Below are 22,620 nucleotides of genomic sequence, written 5' to 3'. Positions count from 1 at the left end.
GCGCATTGCGGCAACTCCACGCCCTCTCCACGAGCTTCCGCGCCCTTGGGGCGCAGGCGTTGTCAGTGGGCTCGGTTACGGTTCTCGACATGGCTGCCCGTACCAAGTCCACGAAGGACCGCCCGTCCTACCGCTGCACGGAGTGCGGCTGGCAGACGGCCAAGTGGCTCGGCCGCTGCCCCGAGTGCCAGGCGTGGGGGACGATCGAGGAGTACGGCGCGCCCGCGGTCCGTACGACGACGCCGGGGCGCGTCACCACCTCCGCGGTGCCCATCGGCCAGGTCGACGGCCGCCAGGCGACCGCCCGCTCCACCGGCGTGCCCGAGCTGGACCGGGTGCTCGGCGGCGGGCTCGTGCCCGGTGCGGTGGTGCTGGTGGCGGGCGAGCCCGGCGTGGGCAAGTCGACACTGCTGCTGGACGTGGCGGCGAAGTCGGCGAGCGACGAGCACCGCACGCTCTACGTCACGGGCGAGGAGTCGGCGAGCCAGGTGCGGCTGCGCGCCGACCGCATCAAGGCCATCCACGACCACCTGTACCTCGCCGCCGAGACCGATCTGGCCGCCGTGCTCGGCCACTTGGACGCGGTGAAGCCGTCGCTCCTCATCCTGGACTCCGTCCAGACCGTGGCCTCCCCGGAGATCGACGGCGCCCCCGGCGGCATGGCCCAGGTGCGCGAGGTGGCCGGCGCGCTCATCCGCGCCTCCAAGGAGCGCGGGATGTCCACCCTCCTTGTGGGCCATGTCACCAAGGACGGGGCCATCGCCGGCCCCCGGCTCCTCGAGCACCTCGTGGACGTCGTCCTCAGCTTCGAGGGCGACCGGCACGCGCGCCTCAGGCTCGTACGGGGCGTCAAGAACCGCTACGGCACCACGGACGAGGTCGGCTGCTTCGAACTGCACGACGAGGGCATCACGGGCCTCGCCGACCCGAGCGGACTTTTCCTGACCAGACGTGCCGAACCGGTCCCCGGCACCTGTCTGACGGTGACCCTGGAGGGCCGCCGCCCGCTGGTCGCCGAGGTCCAGGCACTCACCGTCGACTCGCAGATCCCCTCCCCGCGCCGTACGACCTCGGGCCTTGAGACCTCCCGCGTCTCGATGATGCTCGCCGTGCTGGAGCAGCGGGGCCGGATCAGCGCGCTCGGCAAGCGGGACATCTACTCCGCGACGGTCGGCGGAGTGAAGCTCTCCGAGCCCGCCGCCGACCTCGCCGTCGCCCTCGCGCTGGCGTCGGCGGCGAGCGACACCCCGCTGCCCAAGAACCTGGTCGCGATCGGCGAGGTCGGCCTCGCGGGCGAGGTCAGACGGGTCACGGGCGTCCAGCGCCGGCTCGCCGAAGCACACCGTCTGGGCTTCACGCACGCGCTCGTTCCGGGCGACCCCGGCAAGATCCCTCCGGGTATGAAGGTCCTGGAAGTCGCGGACATAGGGGACGCTCTGAGAGTCCTTCCACGCTCCCGTCGCCGAGAGGCCCCACGGGACGAGGAGGACCGCCGGTAGACTTTGCCCTGGTCTCGCCCGTCCGTACGAACAGAATGTGCGAAACGGGGGCGCCCCAGAACCTGCGACCGGAGGAGTGCAGTGGCAGCCAACGACCGGGCGGCAGCTCCCGGAAAGTCCGGCGGGAGTTCCGGTGCCGATGGCCTGATGCGCGCCTCGCTGAGCGCCGTGGCTCCCGGCACGGGCATGCGCGACGGGCTCGAGCGGGTACTCCGCGGCAACACCGGCGGTCTCATCGTGCTCGGCTTCGACAAGACCGTCGAAACGATGTGCACCGGCGGTTTCGTGCTGGACGTCGAGTTCACGGCCACGCGCCTGCGTGAGCTGTGCAAGCTCGACGGCGGCATCGTGCTCTCCTCCGACCTGTCGAAGATCCTGCGGGCGGGTGTGCAGTTCGTGCCCGACGCGACGATCCCGACCGAGGAGACGGGCACCCGGCACCGCACGGCGGACCGGATCTCCAAGCAGGTCGGCTTCCCGGTCGTCTCCGTCTCCCAGTCGATGCGCCTGATCGCTCTTTACGTCGACGGTCAGCGCCGCGTCCTGGAGGACTCCGCGGCGATCCTGTCCCGCGCCAACCAGGCCCTCGCGACCCTGGAGCGCTACAAGCTCCGCCTGGACGAGGTCGCGGGCACGCTGTCGGCGCTGGAGATCGAGGACCTGGTGACGGTCCGCGATGTGTCGGCGGTGGCCCAGCGCCTGGAGATGGTGCGCCGCATCGCCACCGAAATCGCCGAGTACGTGGTCGAACTGGGCACCGACGGGCGTCTCCTCGCCCTCCAGCTCGACGAGTTGATCGCGGGCGTGGAGCCCGAGCGCGAGCTGGTCGTCCGGGACTACGTCCCCGAGCCCACGGCCAAGCGCTCCCGCACGGTCGACGAGGCCCTCTACGAGCTGGACGCCCTCACCCACGCCGAGCTCCTCGAACTGCCCACCGTGGCAAGGGCGCTGGGCTACACGGGCTCTCCGGAGGCCCTCGACTCGGCGGTCTCGCCCCGCGGTTTCCGCCTGCTGGCCAAGGTGCCGCGCCTCCCGGGCGCCATCATCGACCGTCTCGTGGAGCACTTCGGCGGCCTGCAGAAGCTGCTCGCCGCGAGCGTCGACGACCTGCAAACCGTCGACGGCGTCGGCGAGGCCCGGGCCCGAAGCGTACGGGAGGGCCTGTCCAGGCTGGCGGAGTCGTCAATCCTGGAGCGGTACGTCTAGGCAGGTCGGCACGGTCCGGCCGCGCCCCAAAGGGGCGCGGGGCTGCATCAATATGCGGCTCCGCCGCGCGGGCGCGACCAGCCACGACGGAGCCGCACACGAACGACGGCCCATCGCGGCGCACCCCAGCGGAGCGCCTAGTCGTCCTTGAGCATGAACGAGATCTGCGTCCTCGCGAACCCCGGTGCCGCCGCCTCCACCAGATACGTGCCGGCCCCGGCCGACCCCGCCGGAGGCGTCGCGCACTCGGGAGCACTCGGCTTGCGGTCCCACTTCACGGTGTAGGTGATGCTGCTGCGGTTGGGCACCCGGAACACCATGCTGCCGGAGCCCTGGGGGCAGTCGGCGGAGGACCAGTAGTTGTCGTCGCTGCCCGCCTGGGTGATCGTCAACACCGAGCTCTTCGGCCCGAGGTCGATCTTGCAGTCGAGGCCCGAGGAGTTCGTCGCGGTCAGCAGCAGAGCGGGCGTCTGACCGGGCGAGTACGTGTTGTGGAGGCTTCGCACGGTCAACCTCACGGCGCTCGCCGTGCAGTTGGGGATCGAGGAACTCGCCGGAATCGTGTCGCCCCTGCCGACCCCGATGCCGGAGCCGACACCGGCCGTACCGCCGCCGGCCGCCCCTTCGGAGCCCCCGGTCCCGGAGTCCGAGCCGGAACCGGACCCCGAACTGCCCCCGGAATCCGACCCGCTGGAGCCCCCGCCGCTCGACTCGTCGCGCCCGCCCGGCGCTTGGCTGATCGCCGGACCCGAACTCGACGGCCCCGCAGTGATCGTGGGCGCGGGAGTGTTGCCGTTCGCCCCGTCGTCCTTCTTGCCGCCGCCACCGCCCGACAGGACGATCCAAGTGATCAGCAGCGCCAACAAGGCGACCACAGACACGAGTACGACCCTCCGTCGCCAGTAGATGGAGGAGGGGAGCGGCCCGACAGGATTGCGCAGAGATCCCACGGCGCAAACTGTACGAGAGATCGGCGCCTTCGCTTGCCCCACCCGCCGCCGATTCGTCAACTTTTCCGGATCATCATCCCGGTCCGCACGACGCACCGCGCGCGGGACGGCGGCCCAACCGCCCGGGGCCATGGCAGGATCGGAAACGCCATGACTGCGCCCACGAAGCCCCCGCACAGCAGCCCCGCCGACGGCCCGGCCGACGCCCTCGCCGGCTCCCCTCCCGGCGAGGACCACGAGACTCTCCATACCTCCGTCATCGACTGGTTCGACGAGCACGCCCGCGACCTGCCGTGGCGGCTCCCGGAAGCCGGCCCCTGGGGTGTGATGGTCAGCGAGTTCATGCTGCAGCAGACACCGGTCAACCGCGTGCTGCCCGTCTACGAACACTGGCTGGCCCGCTGGCCGCGCCCCGCCGACCTCGCCCGGGAGGCCCCCGGCGAGGCCGTCCGCGCCTGGGGCCGGCTCGGCTACCCGCGCCGCGCTCTGCGGCTGCACGGCGCCGCCGTGGCCATAACGGAGCGGCACGGCGGGGACGTACCGACCGACCACGCCCAGCTCCTCGCGCTGCCCGGCATCGGCGAGTACACGGCCGCGGCCGTCGCCTCCTTCGCGTACGGGCAGCGGCACGCGGTGCTCGACACCAACGTCCGCCGGGTCTTCGCGCGCGCTGTCACCGGCGTCCAGTACCCGCCGAACGCCACCACCGCCGCCGAACGCAAGCTCGCCCGCGCCCTGTTGCCCGAGGACGAGCAGACCGCCGCGCGGTGGGCGGCCGCCTCCATGGAGCTCGGCGCACTCGTCTGCACGGCCAAGAACGAGACCTGCCACCGCTGCCCCATCGCCGCGCAGTGCGCCTGGCGGCTCGCGGGCAAGCCCGAGCACGACGGGCCGCCGCGGCGCGGGCAGACGTACGCGGGGACGGACCGGCAGGTGCGCGGCAAACTGCTCGCCGTACTGCGCGAGGCCCACGCACCCGTGCCGCAGGCGGCCCTCGACCGGGTGTGGCACGAGCCGGTGCAGCGTGCGCGGGCGCTCGACGGGCTCGTCGCGGACGGACTCGTGGAGCCGCTGTCCGGTGGTTTGTATCGGCTGCCGTTGACGTAACCCCTCGTAACGTCACGGCGCATCACACTCCACCGTCCTGCCAAATCGCCCCATAGCCATGTGATTCGGTGCACGTGTTTACCCCGTTCCTACGTCCGTTACACAACCGACGGACAGCCGATTGCTAGCCGAGCGTTGCTTCGGACAGCGCCGTGACAACACCTCCGTAGCTTCATTTGCGTGCCCGGCAGAAGCGGGCTGTTACGGAACAGACCGACGGCGATCAAGCCGGCCGGGAACGGGGATCGGGAGGCGGTTCAACATGGCGCAGGGAGAGGTGCTCGAGTTCGAGGAGTACGTCCGCACCCGGCAGGACGCGCTGCTGCGCAGCGCCCGCCGGCTGGTCCCGGACCCGGTGGACGCGCAGGATCTGCTCCAGACGGCGCTGGTCAGGACGTACGGCCGCTGGGAGACCATCGAGGACAAGCGGCTCGCGGACGCCTACCTGCGCCGGGTGATGATCAACACGCGCACCGAGTGGTGGCGGGCCCGGAAGCTGGAGGAGGTCCCGACCGAGCAGCTGCCCGACGCCTCGGTCGACGACTCCACCGAGCAGCACGCGGACCGCGCCCTGCTGATGGACATCATGAAGGTTCTCGCTCCCAAGCAGCGAAGCGTCGTCGTCCTGCGACACTGGGAGCAGATGTCGACGGAGGAGACGGCCGCGGCCCTGGGCATGTCGGCCGGAACGGTCAAGAGCACGCTGCACCGGGCGCTCGCCCGGCTCCGTGAGGAGCTGGAGAGCCGCGATCTGGACGCACGCGCGCTGGAGCGTGGGGAGCAGGAGCGTTGCGCGGTCTGACCGACTCGGGCCGAGGGACCTTGCAGGCGGCGTTCACGGCGGTGGCCGTGCTCGCCGCCCTCGCCCTTTTCGTCTCCGCCTGCGCTACCGGCGGCACCGGCGCCCGTGACGAGGGCCCGGCGCACACCGACTCGGTGATGGGCGCCGCTGCCTCGCCCACGCCCACTCCCAGTCCCTCCAAGACCACGCATGTGGACGCGGTCAAGCTCGTCAAGGACGACCCGATGGTCTCTGCGGAGGTCAAGCGCGGCCTGAAGCCGTGTGTCGCGGACGAGTACCCGATCGACGTGTCGTACGGCGAACTGACCGGCGGATACTCCGACGACATCGTGGTGAACGTGCTGACCTGCGGGGACGCGGTCGGAGTCGGCTCGTATGTGTATCGCGAACAAGGCGGTCGGTACGAGAATGTCTTCCGGACCGAGGAACCCCCGGTCTACGCGGAGATAGACCGCGGCGACCTGGTGGTGACGAAGCAGGTGTACGAGAAGGATGATCCGATGTCGAGTCCGTCCGGTGAGATCGTGACTACGTACATCTGGGCCTCGGGCCGCTTCGTCAAGCGGTACAACACGCGCAACGACTACAGCAACGCCGTCGGGGGCGACGAGTCGCCGTCTTCGTGAACCGTTCGGGCGGCCCGGACCGATCCACCAGTAGCAGTGCGTACGCCACGACCGACACGAGAACTGAGAGCAGCGGGATGGCAGACCAGACCCATGTCCTGTTCGTCGAGGACGACGATGTCATCCGCGAGGCCACCCAGCTCGCCCTGGAGCGGGACGGCTTCGCGGTCACGGCCATGCCCGACGGGCTGTCCGGCCTGGAGGCGTTCCGGACGAACCGGCCCGACATCGCGCTGCTCGACGTCATGGTGCCCGGCCTGGACGGGGTCAGCCTGTGCCGCCGTATCCGCGACGAGTCCACCGTGCCGGTGATCATGCTGTCGGCGCGGGCCGACTCGATCGACGTCGTGCTGGGCCTTGAGGCGGGCGCCGACGACTACGTGACCAAGCCGTTCGACGGTGCCGTGCTGGTCGCGCGCATCCGTGCGGTGCTGCGGCGTTTCGGTCACGCGAGCGGCGGCGACCGGTCGGACGAGGCCCCGTCCGAGGTGGCCGGCGGTGTGCTGAACTTCGGTGATCTGGAGATCGACACCGAGGGCATGGAGGTACGCCGGGCCGGGCAGCCGGTGGCGCTGACGCCGACCGAGATGCGACTCCTCCTGGAGTTCTCCTCCGCGCCGGGCACGGTCCTGTCGCGCGACAAGCTGCTGGAGCGGGTGTGGGACTACGGCTGGGGCGGAGACACGCGCGTGGTGGACGTCCATGTGCAGCGACTGCGTACGAAGATCGGCCAGGACCGGATCGAGACGGTCCGCGGCTTCGGCTACAAGTTGAAGGCCTGAGCGGGGACACCAGGGACATGCGGGGGATCTTCCGGAGCCCGGCCGCTGCCAACGCGGCAGAAGGCACGGGCATGCGCACCGGCCTCAGATGGAAACTCAGCGCGGCCATCGCACTGGTCGGCGCGCTGGTGGCGATCGCACTGAGCCTGGTCGTGCACAACGCGGCCCGGGTCTCGATGCTGGACAACGCGCGCGACCTGGCGGACGAGCGCATCCGGATCGCGCAGCGCAACTACGAGATCCCCAGCCGGACCCTCTTCCCCAACATCAAGATCGACGACCCCCGGCTGCCGTCGGCGCTGCGGGCGAAGGTCGAGGAGGGCCGGCGGGCGACTTTTGTGACCGACCGGCCGGGCGGGGCGCCGGACATCTGGGCCGCAGTACCGGTCAAGGACGGGCATGTGCTGTCGCTGCACACCGGGTTCACCGACCGCAGCACGAACATCCTCAAGGACCTCGACCAGGCCCTGGTGATCGGCTCCATCGCGGTCGTCCTCGGCGGCAGCGCGCTGGGCGTGCTCATCGGCGGCCAGCTCTCGCGCCGGCTGCGCAAGGCTGCGGCCGCGGCGAACCAGGTCGCCAAGGGCGAGTCGGACGTACGGGTGCGGGACGCCATCGGCGGGGTCGTACGGGACGAGACCGACGACCTGGCGCGTGCGGTGGACGCCATGGCGGACACGCTGCAGCAGCGGCTGGAGGCCGAGCGCAGGGTCACCGCGGACATCGCGCACGAGCTGCGCACCCCGGTGACGGGCCTGCTGACGGCGGCCGAACTGCTCCCGCCCGGCCGCCCGACGGAGCTGGTCCTGGACCGCGCGAAGGCCATGCGCACCCTGGTCGAAGACGTCCTGGAGGTGGCCCGCCTCGACAGCGCCTCCGAGCGGGCCGAGCTGCAGGACATCATGCTCGGCGAGTTCGTCGCCCGGCGGGTGGCGGCGAAGGACCCGTCCGTCGAGGTGCGGGTGGTGCACGAGTCGATGCTCACGACCGACCCGCGCCGCCTGGAGCGCGTGCTGTTCAACCTGATCGCCAACGCCGCCCGGCACGGCAAACCGCCGATCCAGGTCACCGTCGAGGGCCGGGTCATCCGGGTCCGCGACCACGGCCCCGGCTTCCCCTCCGACCTGCTCGCCGAGGGCCCGAGCCGCTTCCGCACGGGCAGCGCCGACCGCGCGGGCCACGGCCACGGACTCGGCCTTACGATCGCTGCCGGCCAGGCCCGCGTACTGGGCGCCCGCCTGACCTTCCGCAACGTACGCCCGGCGGGCGCACCGGATCACGTACCGGCGGAGGGCGCGGTGGCGGTGCTGTGGCTGCCGGAGCATGCGCCGACGAACACGGGCAGTTACCCGATGCTGCCGTAGGGACCTTCAGGCGGTGGCGACCAGCAGCTCCTCCCCTCTCGACGGCCGCAGCCCGTCCGTCCGGTCCGCGAAGTACCGCTGTTCGAGATCAGCCGCCGAGATGTGCCGGACCTCCCGGAAGCCGGCCTCGCGGGCCAGGGCGAGGATCTGCGGCGGCCGGTAGAAGCTGAGGAAGGGTGTCCCGGCCGCTCGGGCGCCCTTCATCGCGACCTCGAGCTGCGGACGCTCCTCCGGTTCGACGTCCTCGATGGGCCGCAGGAAGGTCGTGACCAGCATCGAGCCCGGGGCGAGGCGCGCGACGAGCCGGAAGGTCGCCTCGACCGTCTCCGGGGTCAGGTACATCGTGACGCCCGCGGACGCCACCACGGCAGGCCGGCCGGTATCGAGGCCGGCCCCGAGCAACTGCCCCCACCAGTCCCCCTCGAAGTCGACCGGCACGAGCCGCAGCCACTCGGGAACGCCGAGGCCGAGATCCGCGAGCCGCCGCCGCTTCCAGGCCTGCGGCCCGGGCCGGTCGACCTCGAACACCCGCAGCCCCCGGGCACCGGCCTCCGGCCGCCGCTGCGCGAACGTATCGAGCCCGGCACCGAGAACCACGTACTGATCCACCCCCTCCCCCGCCCGCTCCACGACCAGGTCCTCGACGAACCGGGCCCGGGCCACGATGGACGCCCGGGTGCGGCGCGTGGCGTGCACGTCCATGTCGGGCCGGTCGCGCCACCCGTCACCCGGATCCGCGAGCCGCAGCCCGATCTCGTCCTCAAAGACATGCGGCGGCGGATCGGCCCGCAGGTGCAGCGCCCGCCAGAGGGCCACGCGGACGGCCGTGTGGTCGGCGGCGACGGTGTCGGCGATCATGTCCTTCCCCATGCCGGTCAGCCGAAGTCCTTCGAAAAGTCCAGCTCCTCGCTGCGCTCGGTCAGCGAGTACCAGTTGCCGTTGTCGTCGCGGAAGATCGCCTCGATGCCGTACGGCCGCTCCTGGGGCGACTGCAGAAACTCCACGCCCCTCGCCCTGAAGGTCTCGTAATCCCCGCGACAGTCGTCCGTACGGAACGCCCCCGCGCCCAGCACCCCCTTGCTGACCAGCTTCTTCAACGCCTCGGCGGACTCGGGGTCGAGGCCCGGGCCGTCCAGGCTCATCAACGCCAGCTCGACCCCCGCCTGCTCCTTGGCGCCGACGGTGACCCACTTCATGTCCCCCATCGACACCTCGTCCCGCACCTCGAAATCCAGCTTCTCGGTGAAGAAGGCCTTGGTGCGCTGCTGGTCGAACGTCCAGACGGTGGTGATGCCCAGCCCCAAGATCATGGATCTGCTCTCCTCGGCTCAGTCACGGTGTCCTGTTCGTCACCGTAGGCAGGGCCGGGTCCTGGGCGCTTCTTCAAAGTTGCGGTGGGGAAGCCGCCGGCCCACAGCATCGCGTAGCACCCGGGGATCAGGGCGGCCCCCCGGCCGACATGCTTGGTCCGGTACTTGCTCGGCGTCAGCCCGGTCCGGGCCTTGAACCGCGCCGAGAAGGTGCCGAGGCTGCTGAACCCGACCAGGTTGCAGATCTCGGTGACGCTGAGATCCGCACTCCGCAGCATCTCCTCGGCCCGCTCGATCCGGCGGTGCGTCAGATACTGCCCGGGCGTCTCGCCGTAGGCGTCCTTGAAGGCCCGCAGAAAATGAAAACGCGAATACCCGGCATGCCCGGCCACCACCCCCAGATCCAACTCCGGATCGGCCCAGTCACGGTCCATGGCATCCTTGGCCAGCCGCAACTGCCGCATTTTGTCCATACGGTGATGGTGGCACGGGGGTCTGACATCCAGCCCGTCCGGCGTTTGAGGACGAGGCCGTTCAGGCCGATGGGGGTCCAGGGGGCGGAGCCCCCTGGCGGGGCCGAAGGGGCAGAGCCCCTGATACGGGACGGGTAGCGGCGGCGGAGGCGAGGAAACACAGCGAAGGCCCCCCGGGGCGGACACCTTCCGGGGGACCTTCAGCTCACTGCCGGATCGGATCAGACGGACTCGACGACCGGCGCCGGCGCCACCTCTTCCTGGCCGGGCTTGGGCGCAGCCGCCCCACGCAGGGCGACCTCCTTCACGAAGACCGCCGCAACCAGCGCGACCACGGCCACCACAGACCCCAGCAGGAAGGCCGAGTGCGTACCCGAGGACACCGCATGCTGGTACGCCTCCCGCGCCACCGCCGGCAGCTTCTCCAGGCTCTTCGCATCCAGCTGCGCCGACTTCTCGGTGATCTTCGACCCCAGCGCCCCGGCCCGCTCGGCCATGACGTGCTGCACCCGGTTGTTGAACAGCGCACCCATGATCGCGACACCGAACGAGGACCCGAGCGTACGGAACAGGGTGGTCGACGAGGACGCGACACCCATGTCCTTCATCTCGACACTGTTCTGCGCGACCAGCATGGTGATCTGCATCAGGCACCCCATGCCGAGACCGACCACGGCCATGAACACACCGGACATGAACCGCGAGGTCCCGGTGTCCATCGTGGACAGCAGGTACAGCCCGACGACCATCAGCACACTGCCGACGACCGGGAACACCTTGTACTTGCCGGTGTTCGTGGTCACCCGCCCCGCCACCATCGAGGTGACCAGCATCGCGCCGAGCATCGGCAGAAGCAGCAGCCCCGAGTTGGTGGCGGACGCGCCCTGCACCGACTGCTGGTACAGCGGCAGGAACAGCGTCGCACCGAACATCACGAAGCCGGTGATGAAGCCGATGACCGACATCAGGGTGAAGTTGCGGCTGCGGAAGATGTGCAGCGGCACGATCGGCTCCGCGGCCTTCGTCTGCCAGAACACGAACCCGATGAGCGCGGCGACGCCGATCCCGATGAGTTCCATGATCCGCGCGGACGTCCACGCGTACTCCGTGCCGCCCCAGGTGGTGACCAGCACGATCGAGGTGATGCCGATGGTCAGCAGCGCGACGCCGAGGTAGTCGATGCCCGCCTTGGCCCGCTTCTTCGGCAGATGCAGTACGGCGCTGATCAGACCGAGCGCCACCACGCCGAGCGGCAGGTTGATGTAGAAGGACCAGCGCCAGCCCCAGTTGTCGGTGATGGTGCCGCCGACCAGCGGTCCGCCGATCATCGCGAGCGCCATGACGCCGGCCATCATGCCCTGGTACTTGCCGCGCTCCCGCGGCGGGATCAGGTCACCGATGATCGCCATGACACCGACCATCAGACCACCCGCGCCAAGACCCTGGATCGCGCGGAAACCGATCAGCTCGCCCATGTTCTGCGCCATGCCGCTGAGCGCCGAGCCGATCAGGAAGATCACGATCGACGTCATGAAGGCGCCCTTGCGCCCGAACATGTCGCCGATCTTGCCCCAGATCGGGGTGGAGGCCGCGGTCGCGAGCGTGTACGCCGTCACCACCCAGGACAGATGCTCGAGTCCGCCGAGCTCGCCCACGATGGTCGGCATCGCCGTGCCCACGATCATGTTGTCGAGCATCGCGAGCATCATGGTGATCATGAGCGCGAGCAGCACGACCCGCACGCTCTTCGGCTGTTTGTCGGGCTTCGTCTCGACCGTCTGCGTGTCCGCCATCGTCCCCACTCCCCTGGGCTTTCCCCCCGGCCGGCCACTTACTTGCCGCCCGGCTAGTTGACTACACTGGGAAGGTAGACCCGTAACTAGCCGGGCGTCAAGTAAGTTTATCTAGTCGGTCGGCAAGTAAGTTTGCAGGGAGCGTGAGGAGCGCGAGGATGGGCGGCACCATGGACGGCACCAAGCGGCAGCGCCGCGGAGACACCCGCCAGCGCATCCAGGACGTAGCGCTCGAACTCTTCGCCGAGCAGGGCTACGAGAAGACCTCGCTGCGCGAGATCGCCGAGCACCTGGACGTCACCAAGGCGGCGCTCTACTACCACTTCAAGACGAAGGAAGAGATCCTCGTCAGCATCTTCGAGGACCTCTCCCAGCCGATCGTGGAACTGATCGACTGGGGCAAGCAGCAGCCCCAGTCCCTGGAGACCAAGCAGGAGCTGCTCCGCCGCTACAGCGAGGCACTGGCCGGCGCGGCCCCGCTCTTCCGCTTCATGCAGGAGAACCAGAGCACGGTGAAGGAACTGCGCATCGGCGAGACGTTCCGCAACCGCATGATGGGCATGCGCGACATCCTCGTCGACCCGGACGCCGAGCTGATCGACCAGGTCCGCTGCGTCAGCGCCATGTTTACGCTGCACGCCGGGATGTTCGTCCTGCAGGACCTCGACGCCGCCCCCGAGGACAAGCACAAGGCGGTCCTCGAGGTCGCGATCGACCTGGTGACACAGGCCCACCAGGCCACGCACACGTCTTAGCGCGTCACGCCCTGAATCTGCCTCAGACCGTCACGCCCTTGGAGCGCAGGAAGGCGACCGGGTCGACCGCCGACCCGTAGTTCGCGGTCGTACGGATCTCGAAGTGCAGGTGCGGGCCGCTGGAGTTGCCGGTGTTCCCGGACCGGGCTATGTGCTGGCCGGTGGCGACGACCTGGCCGATCCTGACGTCGATCCGCGACAGATGGGCGTACTGCGAGTAGGTCCCGTTCCCGTGCTTGATCACGACGGCGTTGCCGTACGCGGGCCCGTCACCGGCGCCGTTGCCGCCGGCCTTGACGACGGTGCCGCCGTGCGCGGCGACGACGTCCGTGCCGCTCGCCACGGCGAAGTCCTGCCCGCTGTGCGTGGACTGCCACATGCCGCCGGCCTGGTTGAAGCTCGCGGAGAGCCGGTACTTCTTCACCGGGTGCATCCAGGAGGCGGCCTTCCTGGCGGCGGCCTTCTTCGCGGCAGCCTTCTTCGCGGCGGCCGACTGAGCGGCCTTCTTCGCGCTCGCGGCGGCCTTGGCCTGCGCGGCGGCCTGCGCCTTGACGGCGGTCGCCGTGCTGGACGCGGAGGTGGCATCGGCGGCGGCCGCGATCCCTGCACCCAGCACGACCGACGCTCCCAGGCCGACGGCCAGGACGGCCGCACGGGTGCGCAGCAGGGACGTACGGGAAGAGCGGGACGTGACACGCGAAGACATAGGAACCTCATGGAGACGGGGACAGAGAAAACCACCCGGCGCACAGGCGGCCGCCGGATGGACCATCCCTTGGTAACCCCGAGACCCACGAAGCCCAAAACCCGTGATCTACGACGGAAGCTAGTACTTCACCCCAAAACTTCCCACCCCTTGACACGGCGCCAGTAAGGGACGAATCGCCCCGTGACGGCAGAATCGCCCCTGGGGTTCCAGAAAGCGTGCCATTTTCACCCGCCTCGGACCGCCCACTATCCGCACTAGTACCGGCCGAATCGCCTGTGCGGCTTGTCACCGGCCGGCAAGATCCATCGTCACCCCGAACCAACCGTCATGTGACGCACATCTCTGGCCACTTACCACCCGGTAACCCTACGGTTCCCCTCGCGCCACCCTCGCCCTCGAACATGCACAGGACAACGACATACGGACGTGAGAGGACCCCCCACCCATGACAAGCCGACGCCCCTGGGCGCGCCGCGCAGCGGTCACCGCAGTTTCCGCCTCTGCCCTCATGGCCCTGGCCACCCCCGCGAACGCGGCGACAAGCACCACGGACGTCGACTACGCGACCTGGCAGAAGGACTGCCAGACGGTGATGGACCAGGCCCTGCCCTACCTGCAGCAGCGCATCGCCGCGGCGAAGCCCGGCGAGAAGCAGGCGATCGTCTTCGACATCGACAACACCACGCTGGAGACGGACTTCGGCTTCAGCTTCCCGCAGCCGGCCAACAAGCCCGTCCTGAACGTCGCCGAGTACGCCCAGGAGCACGGCGTCTCCCTCTTCTTCGTCACCGCCCGCCCGGGCATCATCTACGCGCCCACCGAGTGGAACCTGGAGCACGACGGCTACGACGTCTCCGGTCTCTACGTCCGCGGCCTGTTCGACCTGTTCAAGGACGTCGCCGCCTACAAGACCGCCCAGCGCGTCGACATCGAGAACAAGGGCTACGACATCATCGCGAACATCGGCAACAGCGCCACCGACCTGTCGGGCGGCCACGCCGACAAGACCTTCAAACTCCCGGACTACAACGGGCAGTTGTCGTAACCGTACGCAGGCATGACGAAGGGGCCGGTGCTCGAAAGCACCGGCCCCTTCTGGCGTCGCCCTGAGGCTTACGCCTCCTTGCTCAGGTTGGGACCAGCCCCACCCGCGGCCTGCTCGATCGGCGGGACGTCGGGCAGTGCCGACTTCTCCTCACCGCGGAAGGTGAAGGTCTGGGTCTCGCCCTCGCCCTCGGTGTCCACGACCACGATGTGACCGGGACGCAGCTCACCGAAGAGGATCTTCTCCGACAGCGTGTCCTCGACCTCGCGCTGGATGGTGCGGCGCAGCGGACGCGCACCCAGCACCGGGTCGTAACCCTTCTTGGACAGCAGCTCCTTGGCGGACTGGGAGAGCTCGATGCCCATGTCCCGGTCCTTGAGGCGCTCGTCCACCTTGCTGATCATCAGGTCGACGATCTTGAGGATGTCCTCCTGCGTCAGCTGCGGGAAGACGACCACGTCATCGACGCGGTTGAGGAACTCGGGACGGAAGTGCTGCTTGAGCTCGTCCGACACCTTGTTCTTCATGCGCTCGTAGTTGGACTTCTTGTCACCCGAGGCCGCGAAGCCCAGGTTGAAGCCCTTGGAGATGTCCCGGGTGCCGAGGTTGGTCGTCATGATGATGACCGTGTTCTTGAAGTCCACGACCCGGCCCTGGGAGTCGGTCAGACGACCGTCCTCCAGGATCTGCAGCAGCGAGTTGAAGATGTCCGGGTGAGCCTTCTCGACCTCGTCGAAGAGGACGACGGAGAACGGCTTGCGGCGGACCTTCTCGGTCAGCTGGCCGCCCTCTTCGTAGCCCACGTAGCCGGGGGGCGAACCGAACAGACGCGACACCGTGTGCTTCTCGCTGAACTCCGACATGTCGAGGGAGATCAGCGCGTCCTCGTCACCGAAGAGGAACTCGGCGAGCGCCTTGGAGAGTTCGGTCTTACCGACACCGGACGGGCCGGCGAAGATGAACGAACCACCGGGACGCTTCGGGTCCTTGAGGCCCGCACGCGTACGACGGATCGCCTTCGACAGCGCCTTGACGGCGTCGACCTGGCCGATGACCCGCTTGTGGAGCTCGTCCTCCATGCGCAGCAGACGCGAGGACTCCTCCTCGGTCAGCTTGAAGACCGGGATGCCGGTGGCGGTCGCGAGGACCTCGGCGATCAGCTCGCCGTCGACCTCGGCGACGACGTCCATGTCGCCGGCCTTCCACTCCTTCTCCCGCTTGGCCTTGGCGGCCAGGAGCTGCTTCTCCTTGTCGCGGAGGGAGGCGGCCTTCTCGAAGTCCTGCGAGTCGATCGCGGACTCCTTGTCGCGGCGCACGCCCGCGATCTTCTCGTCGAACTCGCGCAGGTCCGGCGGCGCGGTCATCCGGCGGATACGCATCCGGGAACCGGCCTCGTCGATCAGGTCGATCGCCTTGTCCGGCAGGAAGCGGTCCGAGATGTACCGGTCGGCCAGGGTGGCGGCCTGGACCAGCGCCTCGTCGGTGATGGAGACGCGGTGGTGGGCCTCGTACCGGTCACGGAGACCCTTGAGGATCTCGATCGTGTGCGGCAGGGACGGCTCGGCGACCTGGATGGGCTGGAAGCGGCGCTCGAGGGCCGCGTCCTTCTCCAGGTGCTTGCGGTACTCGTCCAGCGTGGTCGCACCGATGGTCTGCAGCTCACCGCGGGCCAGCATCGGCTTCAGGATCGAAGCGGCGTCGATGGCGCCCTCGGCGGCACCCGCACCGACCAGCGTGTGCAGCTCGTCGATGAACAGGATGATGTCGCCGCGGGTGCGGATCTCCTTGAGCACCTTCTTCAGGCGCTCTTCGAAGTCACCGCGGTAGCGGGAGCCGGCGACCAGTGCGCCGAGGTCCAGGGTGTAGAGGTGCTTGTCCTTGAGGGTCTCGGGCACCTCGCCCTTGACGATGGCCTGGGCGAGGCCCTCGACGACGGCGGTCTTGCCGACGCCGGGCTCACCGATCAGGACCGGGTTGTTCTTGGTACGGCGGGACAGCACCTGCATGACCCGCTCGATCTCCTTCTCGCGCCCGATGACCGGGTCGAGCTTGGACTCACGAGCGGCCTGGGTGAGGTTCCGGCCGAACTGGTCGAGGACCAGGGACGTCGAGGGGGTGCCCTCGGCAGGCCCGCCACTGGCGCCGGCGGTCTCCTTGCCCTGGTAACCGGAGAGCAGCTGGATGACCTGCTGCCGCACCCGGTTGAGATCTGCGCCCAGCTTGACCAGGACCTGGGCGGCGACGCCCTCGCCCTCGCGGATCAGGCCGAGCAGGATGTGCTCCGTGCCGATGTAGTTGTGGCCCAGCTGAAGGGCCTCGCGGAGCGACAGCTCCAGGACCTTCTTGGCACGGGGGGTGAAGGGGATGTGCCCGGACGGGGCCTGCTGCCCCTGCCCGATGATCTCCTCCACCTGCTGGCGGACCGCCTCGAGCGAAATCCCGAGGCTCTCAAGGGCCTTGGCGGCGACACCCTCACCCTCGTGGATCAGGCCCAGGAGGATGTGCTCGGTGCCGATGTAGTTGTGGTTGAGCATCCGGGCTTCTTCCTGAGCCAGGACGACAACCCGCCGCGCGCGGTCGGTGAACCTCTCGAACATCGTTAATCGCTCCTCAGAGCGGTCAGGCAGTGGGGGGAACTTCCCCTCCCTGTCCTTCCGCAGCTTAGTCCCGCAAGCGGGGACCGCTCATTCCAACTGCCGACACCGTCGATGGCCTCCTGACCCCGAACGCCGACATCTGCTCCAACCCGATGGTGCGAGACGATGTTCCCGCAGGCCAGGTGGTTACCCTCACCATCAGTACGCCGATGGCGAACGTGAGACCACCTTGCCCGCGTGTCGCCCCCTCCCACTAGGGATGTCTTACCCGCTGGGACTGACACTCCATGCCGCGCGCACCGGTTCGCTCCGCTATGGGCGAACAACCTTGCGCCACCCCGCACCCCCGCACGCCCCCTCTTTCGGCACTCTGTGCATCTGCCAGAACACCCAGCGTAACTCGGGAGCCCTTCTGGCGGTTGCCCTTGGCATGGTTGGCAGCCTCCCCACGGTCCCGTTCCCTCGCCGGCCGCTCGATGCGAGCGATCAGGTCAGCCGGTGGTACGAGAACGAACTGGGCTGGGCGACAGTGCCCGCGCATGCGGAAAGCCCCGGATCCCCGGTACGGCTCTGCGTGGGCGACCGCTTCGACGTCCTGGACGTCCCGGCCGAGGCGGGCCGGGCGGGCCTTCGTCATCTCGCGCCGGCCTCTCCGGTGGCCGTGCAGGCGGACCGGATGCGGCTGCTGGTGGCCGCGGGCAGCGCCGAGGAACTGCCTGGGCTGCTCGACTGGCTGGAGTGGGGCGCGCTGACGCCCGATCTGAGGGCGCTCGGCGAGGGCTGCGTCATGGACGCGCCGCTGCCGCCCGGGGCGCAGCCCGAGGTGCGGCCTGCGGGCCGCTCGGGCGTGCAGGGGGCCGCCGTATGGCTGCGGCCCCCCGAGCCGGGGTGCGCGGTCGAGGCCTCGCTGCCGACACTGTCGGCTGTGAGGGGCGGTGGGGGCGCCCCCGATCTCGTACGACTTGTGGACACGGTGGCAACGCAGTGCCATCGATTGCGGCTGCGGCGCGCGTGCGCCCGGCCATTGGCCCTGCCGTAGACCAGCGATCAGGCGTTGGCCTTCTCGTAGGCCTCGCGGATGGACGCCGGAACACGGCCGCGGTCGTTGACCTCGTAGCCGTTCTCCTTCGCCCAGGCGCGGATCTGTGCGGTGTCCTGGCTGCCGCCGGAAGCGGCGCGCGCCTTTCCGCGTCCGCCCGAAGCGCGACCTCCGGTACGACGACCACCCTTCACGTAAGGCTCGAGAAGGCCACGGAGCTTGTCCGCATTGGCGGTCGTGAGATCGATCTCGTAAGTCTTGCCGTCCAACGCGAACGTGACGGTCTCGTCCGCCTCGCCGCCGTCGAGGTCATCGACAAGAAGGACCTGAACCTTCTGTGCCACCGGATTTCCTTTCATCCATAACTTCAGGGCCGGGGGTCTGCGGCGTCCGCCGTTTCGCCGTCCCCTGTTATATGCAGTACTGCAGTACGTCGGAAAGCAAACCGCTTTTGCCGGAAAAACACAAACCCCTTGGAGAGACTGAGCGAGAGACCGAGCGCGAGACCCAGTGCAGGGCCGAGTGCTGGGCAGACACCCACGCCGTCCGGAAACATACGCGTTTCGGACATAGGGAACCCGGGCATGGGCGGCGGAATACGCCACGATGATCGGCGATCACAGATGCAGAAGCATCCGGCTGTTGCCCAGGGTGTTCGGTTTCACCCGTTCGAGACCGAGGAACTCTGCTACGCCTTCGTCATAGGAACGCAGTAGCTCCGCGTAGACATCGGTGTCGACGGGTGTCTCACCGATCTCGACGAAGCCGTGCTTGGCGAAGAAGTCCACTTCGAAGGTCAGACAGAAAACGCGACGAACGCCCAGCCAGCGCGCGGTGTGCAGCAACTTCTCCAGCAACTGGTGCCCGACACCGGCACCCTTCAGGCCGGGCTTCACCGCGAGAGTGCGGACTTCCGCGAGGTCTTCCCACATCACGTGCAGAGCGCCGCAGCCGACCACCTCGGCGTTGTCGTCCCGTTCGGCGACCCAGAACTCCTGGATGTCCTCGTAAAGCGTGACCGTTGCTTTGTCGAGCAGGATGCGGCCGCGGACGTACGTGTCAAGGAGACGGCGCACGGCCGGGACATCGCCGGTGCGGGCCCGCCGGACAGTGATGGCTTTAGCGCTGACTTCGGGACCTTCGGGGCCTTCGGGACTCTCTGCTGACATGAGCGGACGCTATCGCCCGTCGTCCTCCAGTGCCGACCCGGGGTTCTCGCCGGCGGTATCGCTGCCGGTATCCGAGGCCGCTTCGGGTGTTTCCGGCCCTTGGACCATGCGTACCGCGTCACTGAGGGCCAGTCGCTGTTCATCGCTCATCATCCCGAAGAAGGCGACGAGAGCAGCTGCGGGGTTGTCGCTCTGCGACCAGGCATCGTTCATCAGAGCAGCCGCGTAGGCGGCCCTGGTGGAGACGGCCTCATATCGATAGGCCCGGCCTTCCGCCTCGCGGCGTACCCAGCCCTTCTGATGGAGATTGTCCAAAACGGTCATCACCGTGGTGTACGCGATGGACCGTTCCTGCTGAAGGTCTTCCAGGACTTCTCGAACGGTCACCGGGCGGTTCCACTTCCACACCCGCGTCATGACCGCGTCTTCGAGTTCTCCCAATGGGCGAGGCACACCTCAGCACAATAGTGGGAGAAGTCCCCATTGGCGTGCCGGACGGGCACTTTCACTGACATACGGGACCAAAAATGGGCGTACGGGGTGCCGTCGGGGGGAGGGCTCAGCCGTCGGTCTTGGCGGGGCCCTGCCGGACGCCCTCCGCGCGCGCGATGGCGGCGTCGACGGCCGCGTCCTCCTTGGCCTTGTTGGCCCCGCCCTGGGTCTTCACGATCACCCTGATCACGCCGATGAAGAACACGGCCATGACGACCGGGGGCACAAGCGCGGAGACGTAGTCCATGCGTCCAGGGTAGCCACGGGGTGGCGGGGCGGGCGGGGCGGGGCGGGGCTGGGAGGTACCGGACGGTTCGGGCCGGGTCAGCCGGCGGCGAGGTGCCGGGGCGGGTTGGAGCCGGACGGCGGGGTCGGTTTGCGGCGGGGGAAGACCTCGCCCGGGGTCGGGATGGGACGGGCGGGTTTCGGGGCGGCCGGGGCGGGGGCCGGCTTGGGGGCCGCCGGCTTCTCCGCGGGCTTCTTCTCGGGTTTCCTGGCGGGATCCCGGTCGACGTCCGGGCCGGGGTGCGCCCCGACGCCCTTGATGCCGCCCTGAAGGGCTGTGAGGCGGTTGCGGGCGGCAGGGACGGTCGGGACTGTCGCGCGGGCCGGATCGCGCGCGAGGCGGGCACGTACGTCCTGCTCGGCGAGCATCCGGCAGCGCCCCAGGAGGACGGAGGCGGCCGGGTTGCCGCGCAGGGCCCGCAGGGCGGCGAGATCGTCGGGGTCCGGGCGGTACCCGGCGCCCAGTGCCTCCTCGAGGAGTACGAGGTAGTCGGCGGTGGTGCCGGGCAGGGCGGCGCGGTAGCGCGCGAGGTCGGCCACCAGGAAGGCACGCAGCCTGGCGCCCTCGCGCATGGCCTCGTCGAGGGATTCGGCGAGCCGGAGACAGTCCTGGACGTCCCCGGCAGGGGTGGGGCCTGACTGAAGGGCGAGGGCGAGGGCGCGGCGGAGCACACGCAGCTCCTCCACGCCGAACGCCATGCCGCCGCGGGATCCGTATGGCGTGGGCATGCAGCGACGATACGCGCTAATCAGACAAATTCGACATATTTCGACATAGTGGGTGGGTGTGGCGCGACCGAGCCACCCGGTTGCGCCACCAGGCCGCGCTCACATCCGTGACACGTTCCGCTCGTACACCAGCCGCAGCCCGACCAGGGTCAGCCACGGCTCGTGCTCGTCGATCACCGACGACTCCCCCAGCACCATGGGTGCCAGCCCGCCGGTCGCGATCACGGTCACGTCGTCCGGGTCCTCCGCCAGTTCCCGCGCCATGCGGCTCACGACCCCGTCGACCTGCCCGGCGAACCCGTAGATGATCCCGGACTGCATCGCCTCGACCGTGTTCTTGCCGATCACGCTCCGCGGCCGGGCCACCTCGATCTTCCGCAGCTGCGCGCCCCGCACGCCGAGCGCCTCGACGGAGATCTCGATGCCGGGCGCGATGACGCCGCCGATGTACTCCCCGCGCGCGGAGACCGCGTCGAACGTCGTCGCCGTGCCGAAGTCCACGACGATCGCGGGCCCTCCGTACAGCTCGACCGCCGCCACCGAGTTGATGATGCGGTCGGCGCCGACCTCCTTGGGGTTGTCGGTCAGGATCGGCACGCCCGTCTTCACGCCCGGCTCCACCAGCACTGCGGGCACGTCGCCGTAGTACCGGCGTGTCACCTCACGCAGCTCGTGCAGCACGGACGGCACCGTCGCGCAGATCGCGATCCCGTCGATGCCGTCGCCCAGTTCGTCGCCGAGCAGCGGGTGCATGCCCATCAGGCCCTGCAGCAGCACCGCCAGCTCGTCCGCCGTGCGGCGCGCGTCGGTGGAGATGCGCCAGTGCTCGACGATGTCGTCCCCGTCGAAGAGGCCCAGGACGGTGTGCGTGTTGCCTACGTCGATCGTCAGCAGCATGGCCGGTACCTACTCCGCCGCTCGCAGGTCGAGACCGATGTCGAGGATCGGCGAGGAGTGGGTCAGGGCTCCTACGGCGAGGTAGTCGACGCCGGTGTCCGCGTACGCCTTCGCGTTCTCGAGGGTGAGCCGGCCCGACGCCTCCAGGGCTGCGCGGCCGTGCACGAGGGCCACCGCCTCCTCGCACTCGCCGGGCGTGAAGTTGTCCAGGAGGATCAGGTCCGCGCCGGCGTCGACGACCTCGCGCAGCTGGTGCAGGGTGTCGACCTCGACCTCGATCGGGACGTCCGGGAAGGTCTCCCGTACGGCCTTGAAGGCCTGTGCGACACCGCCCGCGGCGACGACGTGGTTGTCCTTGACGAGTGCCGCGTCCGACAGCGACATGCGGTGGTTGACGCCACCGCCGCAGCGGACCGCGTACTTCTCCAGGGAGCGCAGCCCCGGCGTCGTCTTGCGCGTGTCGCGCACCCTCGCCCTGGTGCCGTCCAGAACGTCCGCCCACGCGCGCGTGGCGGTCGCGATGCCCGACATGCGGCACACGAGGTTGAGCGCGCTGCGTTCGGCGGTGAGCAGGTCACGCGTGCGCGTGGTGACCGACAGGAGCTTCTGCCCGGCCTCCACCCGGTCGCCGTCCTCGACGTGCCGCTCGACCTCGAACTCGTCCGTGCAGACCACCGAGATCACCGCTTCGGCGACCCTGAGGCCCGCCACGACGCCCGCCTCGCGCGCGGTGAAGTCGGCGGTGGCGACGGCCTCCTCGGGGATGGTCGCGACGGTCGTCACGTCCACACCGTGGTCCAGGTCCTCCTGGATGGCGACGTTGGCGATGTCCTCGACCTCGACGGGGTCGAGTCCGGCGTCGGCCAGGAGCTGCGCGAGCGCGGGGTCGAGCCCGCACTCCAGATACTCCGCGTCGGCGTCCGCGCCGCAGGCACAGCCGTCGCCGCAGCCTCCGGACGGGGCGAGGGGAAGGTCGGGGGTGCTCACTTCT

The 22,620-nt window shown here is 69.3% G+C and carries 24 protein-coding genes; 10 read left to right on the top strand and 14 right to left on the bottom strand.

Going from position 1 to position 22,620, the window contains the following annotated elements; all coding sequences use genetic code 11:
* Window positions 1–89: 89 nt before the first annotated feature.
* Window positions 90–1,499 carry a DNA repair protein RadA gene (gene radA, locus ACFY10_RS31670; RefSeq protein WP_390668622.1) on the top strand — a complete coding sequence of 470 codons (1,410 nt, stop codon included), beginning with the start codon at window positions 90–92 and terminating at the stop codon, window positions 1,497–1,499.
* Between the two features lie 81 nt (window positions 1,500–1,580).
* The gene (disA, locus tag ACFY10_RS31665) at window positions 1,581–2,705 is read left to right on the top strand and encodes a DNA integrity scanning diadenylate cyclase DisA (protein ID WP_390668621.1); all 1,125 of its coding nucleotides are present in this window, start codon (window positions 1,581–1,583) and stop codon (window positions 2,703–2,705) included.
* Window positions 2,706–2,842: 137 nt separating this feature from the next.
* On the opposite strand, the gene ACFY10_RS31660 is transcribed toward disA, so the two are convergent.
* Window positions 2,843–3,655 (bottom strand): hypothetical protein, encoded by an 813-nt coding sequence (locus ACFY10_RS31660; RefSeq protein ID WP_390668620.1) that lies wholly within the window; start codon window positions 3,653–3,655, stop codon window positions 2,843–2,845.
* A 150-nt stretch (window positions 3,656–3,805) separates the two neighbouring features.
* On the opposite strand from ACFY10_RS31660, the gene ACFY10_RS31655 reads away from it, so the two are divergent.
* The 5 genes from ACFY10_RS31655 to cseC all read left to right on the top strand — a co-directional run bounded on the left by ACFY10_RS31655 (window position 3,806) and on the right by cseC (window position 8,336).
* Window positions 3,806–4,762, top strand: coding sequence for an A/G-specific adenine glycosylase (locus ACFY10_RS31655; RefSeq protein ID WP_390668619.1), 957 nt, complete (start codon window positions 3,806–3,808; stop codon window positions 4,760–4,762).
* Window positions 4,763–5,024: 262 nt separating this feature from the next.
* A complete protein-coding gene (locus tag ACFY10_RS31650; RefSeq protein WP_390668618.1) occupies window positions 5,025–5,564 on the top strand; it encodes a SigE family RNA polymerase sigma factor in 540 nt (179 codons plus the stop codon).
* Window positions 5,552–6,190 carry a hypothetical protein gene (locus ACFY10_RS31645; RefSeq protein WP_390668617.1) on the top strand — a complete coding sequence of 213 codons (639 nt, stop codon included), beginning with the start codon at window positions 5,552–5,554 and terminating at the stop codon, window positions 6,188–6,190. The genes ACFY10_RS31650 and ACFY10_RS31645 overlap by 13 nt, the downstream gene beginning before the upstream one ends.
* Before the next feature lie 77 nt (window positions 6,191–6,267).
* Window positions 6,268–6,972, top strand: a complete 705-nt coding sequence (cseB, locus tag ACFY10_RS31640) for a two-component system response regulator CseB (RefSeq protein WP_390668616.1) — start codon at window positions 6,268–6,270, stop codon at window positions 6,970–6,972.
* Window positions 6,861–8,336 carry a two-component system sensor histidine kinase CseC gene (gene cseC, locus ACFY10_RS31635; protein WP_390668663.1) on the top strand — a complete coding sequence of 492 codons (1,476 nt, stop codon included), beginning with the start codon at window positions 6,861–6,863 and terminating at the stop codon, window positions 8,334–8,336. The genes cseB and cseC overlap by 112 nt, the downstream gene beginning before the upstream one ends.
* A 6-nt stretch (window positions 8,337–8,342) precedes the next feature.
* Here the strand turns inward: cseC and ACFY10_RS31630 are convergent, their stop codons facing one another.
* The 4 genes from ACFY10_RS31630 to ACFY10_RS31615 form a co-directional block, all read right to left on the bottom strand.
* The gene (locus ACFY10_RS31630; RefSeq protein WP_390668615.1) at window positions 8,343–9,206 is read right to left on the bottom strand and encodes a class I SAM-dependent methyltransferase; all 864 of its coding nucleotides are present in this window, start codon (window positions 9,204–9,206) and stop codon (window positions 8,343–8,345) included.
* Between the two features lie 5 nt (window positions 9,207–9,211).
* Window positions 9,212–9,646 (bottom strand): VOC family protein, encoded by a 435-nt coding sequence (locus ACFY10_RS31625; protein ID WP_390668614.1) that lies wholly within the window; start codon window positions 9,644–9,646, stop codon window positions 9,212–9,214.
* Window positions 9,643–10,110 carry a helix-turn-helix transcriptional regulator gene (locus ACFY10_RS31620; RefSeq protein WP_390668662.1) on the bottom strand — a complete coding sequence of 156 codons (468 nt, stop codon included), beginning with the start codon at window positions 10,108–10,110 and terminating at the stop codon, window positions 9,643–9,645. Before ACFY10_RS31620 ends, ACFY10_RS31625 begins: the two co-directional genes overlap by 4 nt.
* 230 nt (window positions 10,111–10,340) lie before the next feature.
* Entirely contained in the window at window positions 10,341–11,912 is a 1,572-nt protein-coding gene (locus ACFY10_RS31615) for an MDR family MFS transporter (protein WP_390668613.1), read from the bottom strand.
* 158 nt (window positions 11,913–12,070) lie between these two features.
* Between ACFY10_RS31615 and ACFY10_RS31610 the strand changes: the two genes are divergently transcribed.
* Entirely contained in the window at window positions 12,071–12,667 is a 597-nt protein-coding gene (locus ACFY10_RS31610) for a TetR/AcrR family transcriptional regulator (protein WP_390668612.1), read from the top strand.
* Window positions 12,668–12,689: 22 nt separating this feature from the next.
* Here ACFY10_RS31610 and ACFY10_RS31605 read toward each other — a convergent pair whose 3' ends face one another.
* The gene (locus ACFY10_RS31605; protein ID WP_390668611.1) at window positions 12,690–13,373 is read right to left on the bottom strand and encodes a M23 family metallopeptidase; all 684 of its coding nucleotides are present in this window, start codon (window positions 13,371–13,373) and stop codon (window positions 12,690–12,692) included.
* Window positions 13,374–13,821: 448 nt separating this feature from the next.
* Here ACFY10_RS31605 and ACFY10_RS31600 point away from each other — a divergent pair, with 448 nt between their 5' ends.
* A complete protein-coding gene (locus tag ACFY10_RS31600; RefSeq protein ID WP_390668610.1) occupies window positions 13,822–14,421 on the top strand; it encodes an HAD family acid phosphatase in 600 nt (199 codons plus the stop codon).
* A 68-nt stretch (window positions 14,422–14,489) separates the two neighbouring features.
* Here ACFY10_RS31600 and ACFY10_RS31595 read toward each other — a convergent pair whose 3' ends face one another.
* A complete protein-coding gene (locus tag ACFY10_RS31595) occupies window positions 14,490–17,018 on the bottom strand; it encodes an ATP-dependent Clp protease ATP-binding subunit (RefSeq protein ID WP_275777738.1) in 2,529 nt (842 codons plus the stop codon).
* Window positions 17,019–17,448: 430 nt separating this feature from the next.
* On the opposite strand from ACFY10_RS31595, the gene ACFY10_RS31590 reads away from it, so the two are divergent.
* A complete protein-coding gene (locus ACFY10_RS31590; RefSeq protein ID WP_390668609.1) occupies window positions 17,449–18,057 on the top strand; it encodes an SCO3374 family protein in 609 nt (202 codons plus the stop codon).
* 8 nt (window positions 18,058–18,065) lie between these two features.
* Here the strand turns inward: ACFY10_RS31590 and ACFY10_RS31585 are convergent, their stop codons facing one another.
* The 7 genes from ACFY10_RS31585 to nadC form a co-directional block, all read right to left on the bottom strand.
* A complete protein-coding gene (locus ACFY10_RS31585; RefSeq protein ID WP_007498879.1) occupies window positions 18,066–18,401 on the bottom strand; it encodes an Lsr2 family protein in 336 nt (111 codons plus the stop codon).
* A gap of 273 nt (window positions 18,402–18,674) precedes the next feature.
* A complete protein-coding gene (locus tag ACFY10_RS31580) occupies window positions 18,675–19,226 on the bottom strand; it encodes an amino-acid N-acetyltransferase (RefSeq protein ID WP_390668608.1) in 552 nt (183 codons plus the stop codon).
* Window positions 19,227–19,235: 9 nt separating this feature from the next.
* Window positions 19,236–19,643 (bottom strand): BlaI/MecI/CopY family transcriptional regulator, encoded by a 408-nt coding sequence (locus ACFY10_RS31575; protein WP_390668661.1) that lies wholly within the window; start codon window positions 19,641–19,643, stop codon window positions 19,236–19,238.
* A 142-nt stretch (window positions 19,644–19,785) separates the two neighbouring features.
* On the bottom strand, window positions 19,786–19,965 hold the full coding sequence (locus ACFY10_RS31570) for a hypothetical protein (RefSeq protein ID WP_266958539.1): 180 nt from the start codon (window positions 19,963–19,965) through the stop codon (window positions 19,786–19,788).
* Window positions 19,966–20,042: 77 nt separating this feature from the next.
* Window positions 20,043–20,702 carry a hypothetical protein gene (locus ACFY10_RS31565; protein ID WP_390668660.1) on the bottom strand — a complete coding sequence of 220 codons (660 nt, stop codon included), beginning with the start codon at window positions 20,700–20,702 and terminating at the stop codon, window positions 20,043–20,045.
* Between the two features lie 129 nt (window positions 20,703–20,831).
* Window positions 20,832–21,629, bottom strand: coding sequence for a type III pantothenate kinase (locus ACFY10_RS31560; RefSeq protein ID WP_390668607.1), 798 nt, complete (start codon window positions 21,627–21,629; stop codon window positions 20,832–20,834).
* A gap of 9 nt (window positions 21,630–21,638) precedes the next feature.
* Window positions 21,639–22,616, bottom strand: a complete 978-nt coding sequence (gene nadC, locus ACFY10_RS31555; RefSeq protein ID WP_390668606.1) for a carboxylating nicotinate-nucleotide diphosphorylase — start codon at window positions 22,614–22,616, stop codon at window positions 21,639–21,641.
* Between the last annotated feature and the right edge of the window lie 4 nt (window positions 22,617–22,620).

Origin of the sequence: Streptomyces sp. NPDC001401, from assembly GCF_042895385.1 — a bacterium.
Lineage (GTDB): Bacteria > Actinomycetota > Actinomycetes > Streptomycetales > Streptomycetaceae > Streptomyces.
Note: the sequence above shows the minus strand (reverse complement) of the source record. Positions and strands in the feature narration are given on the sequence as shown.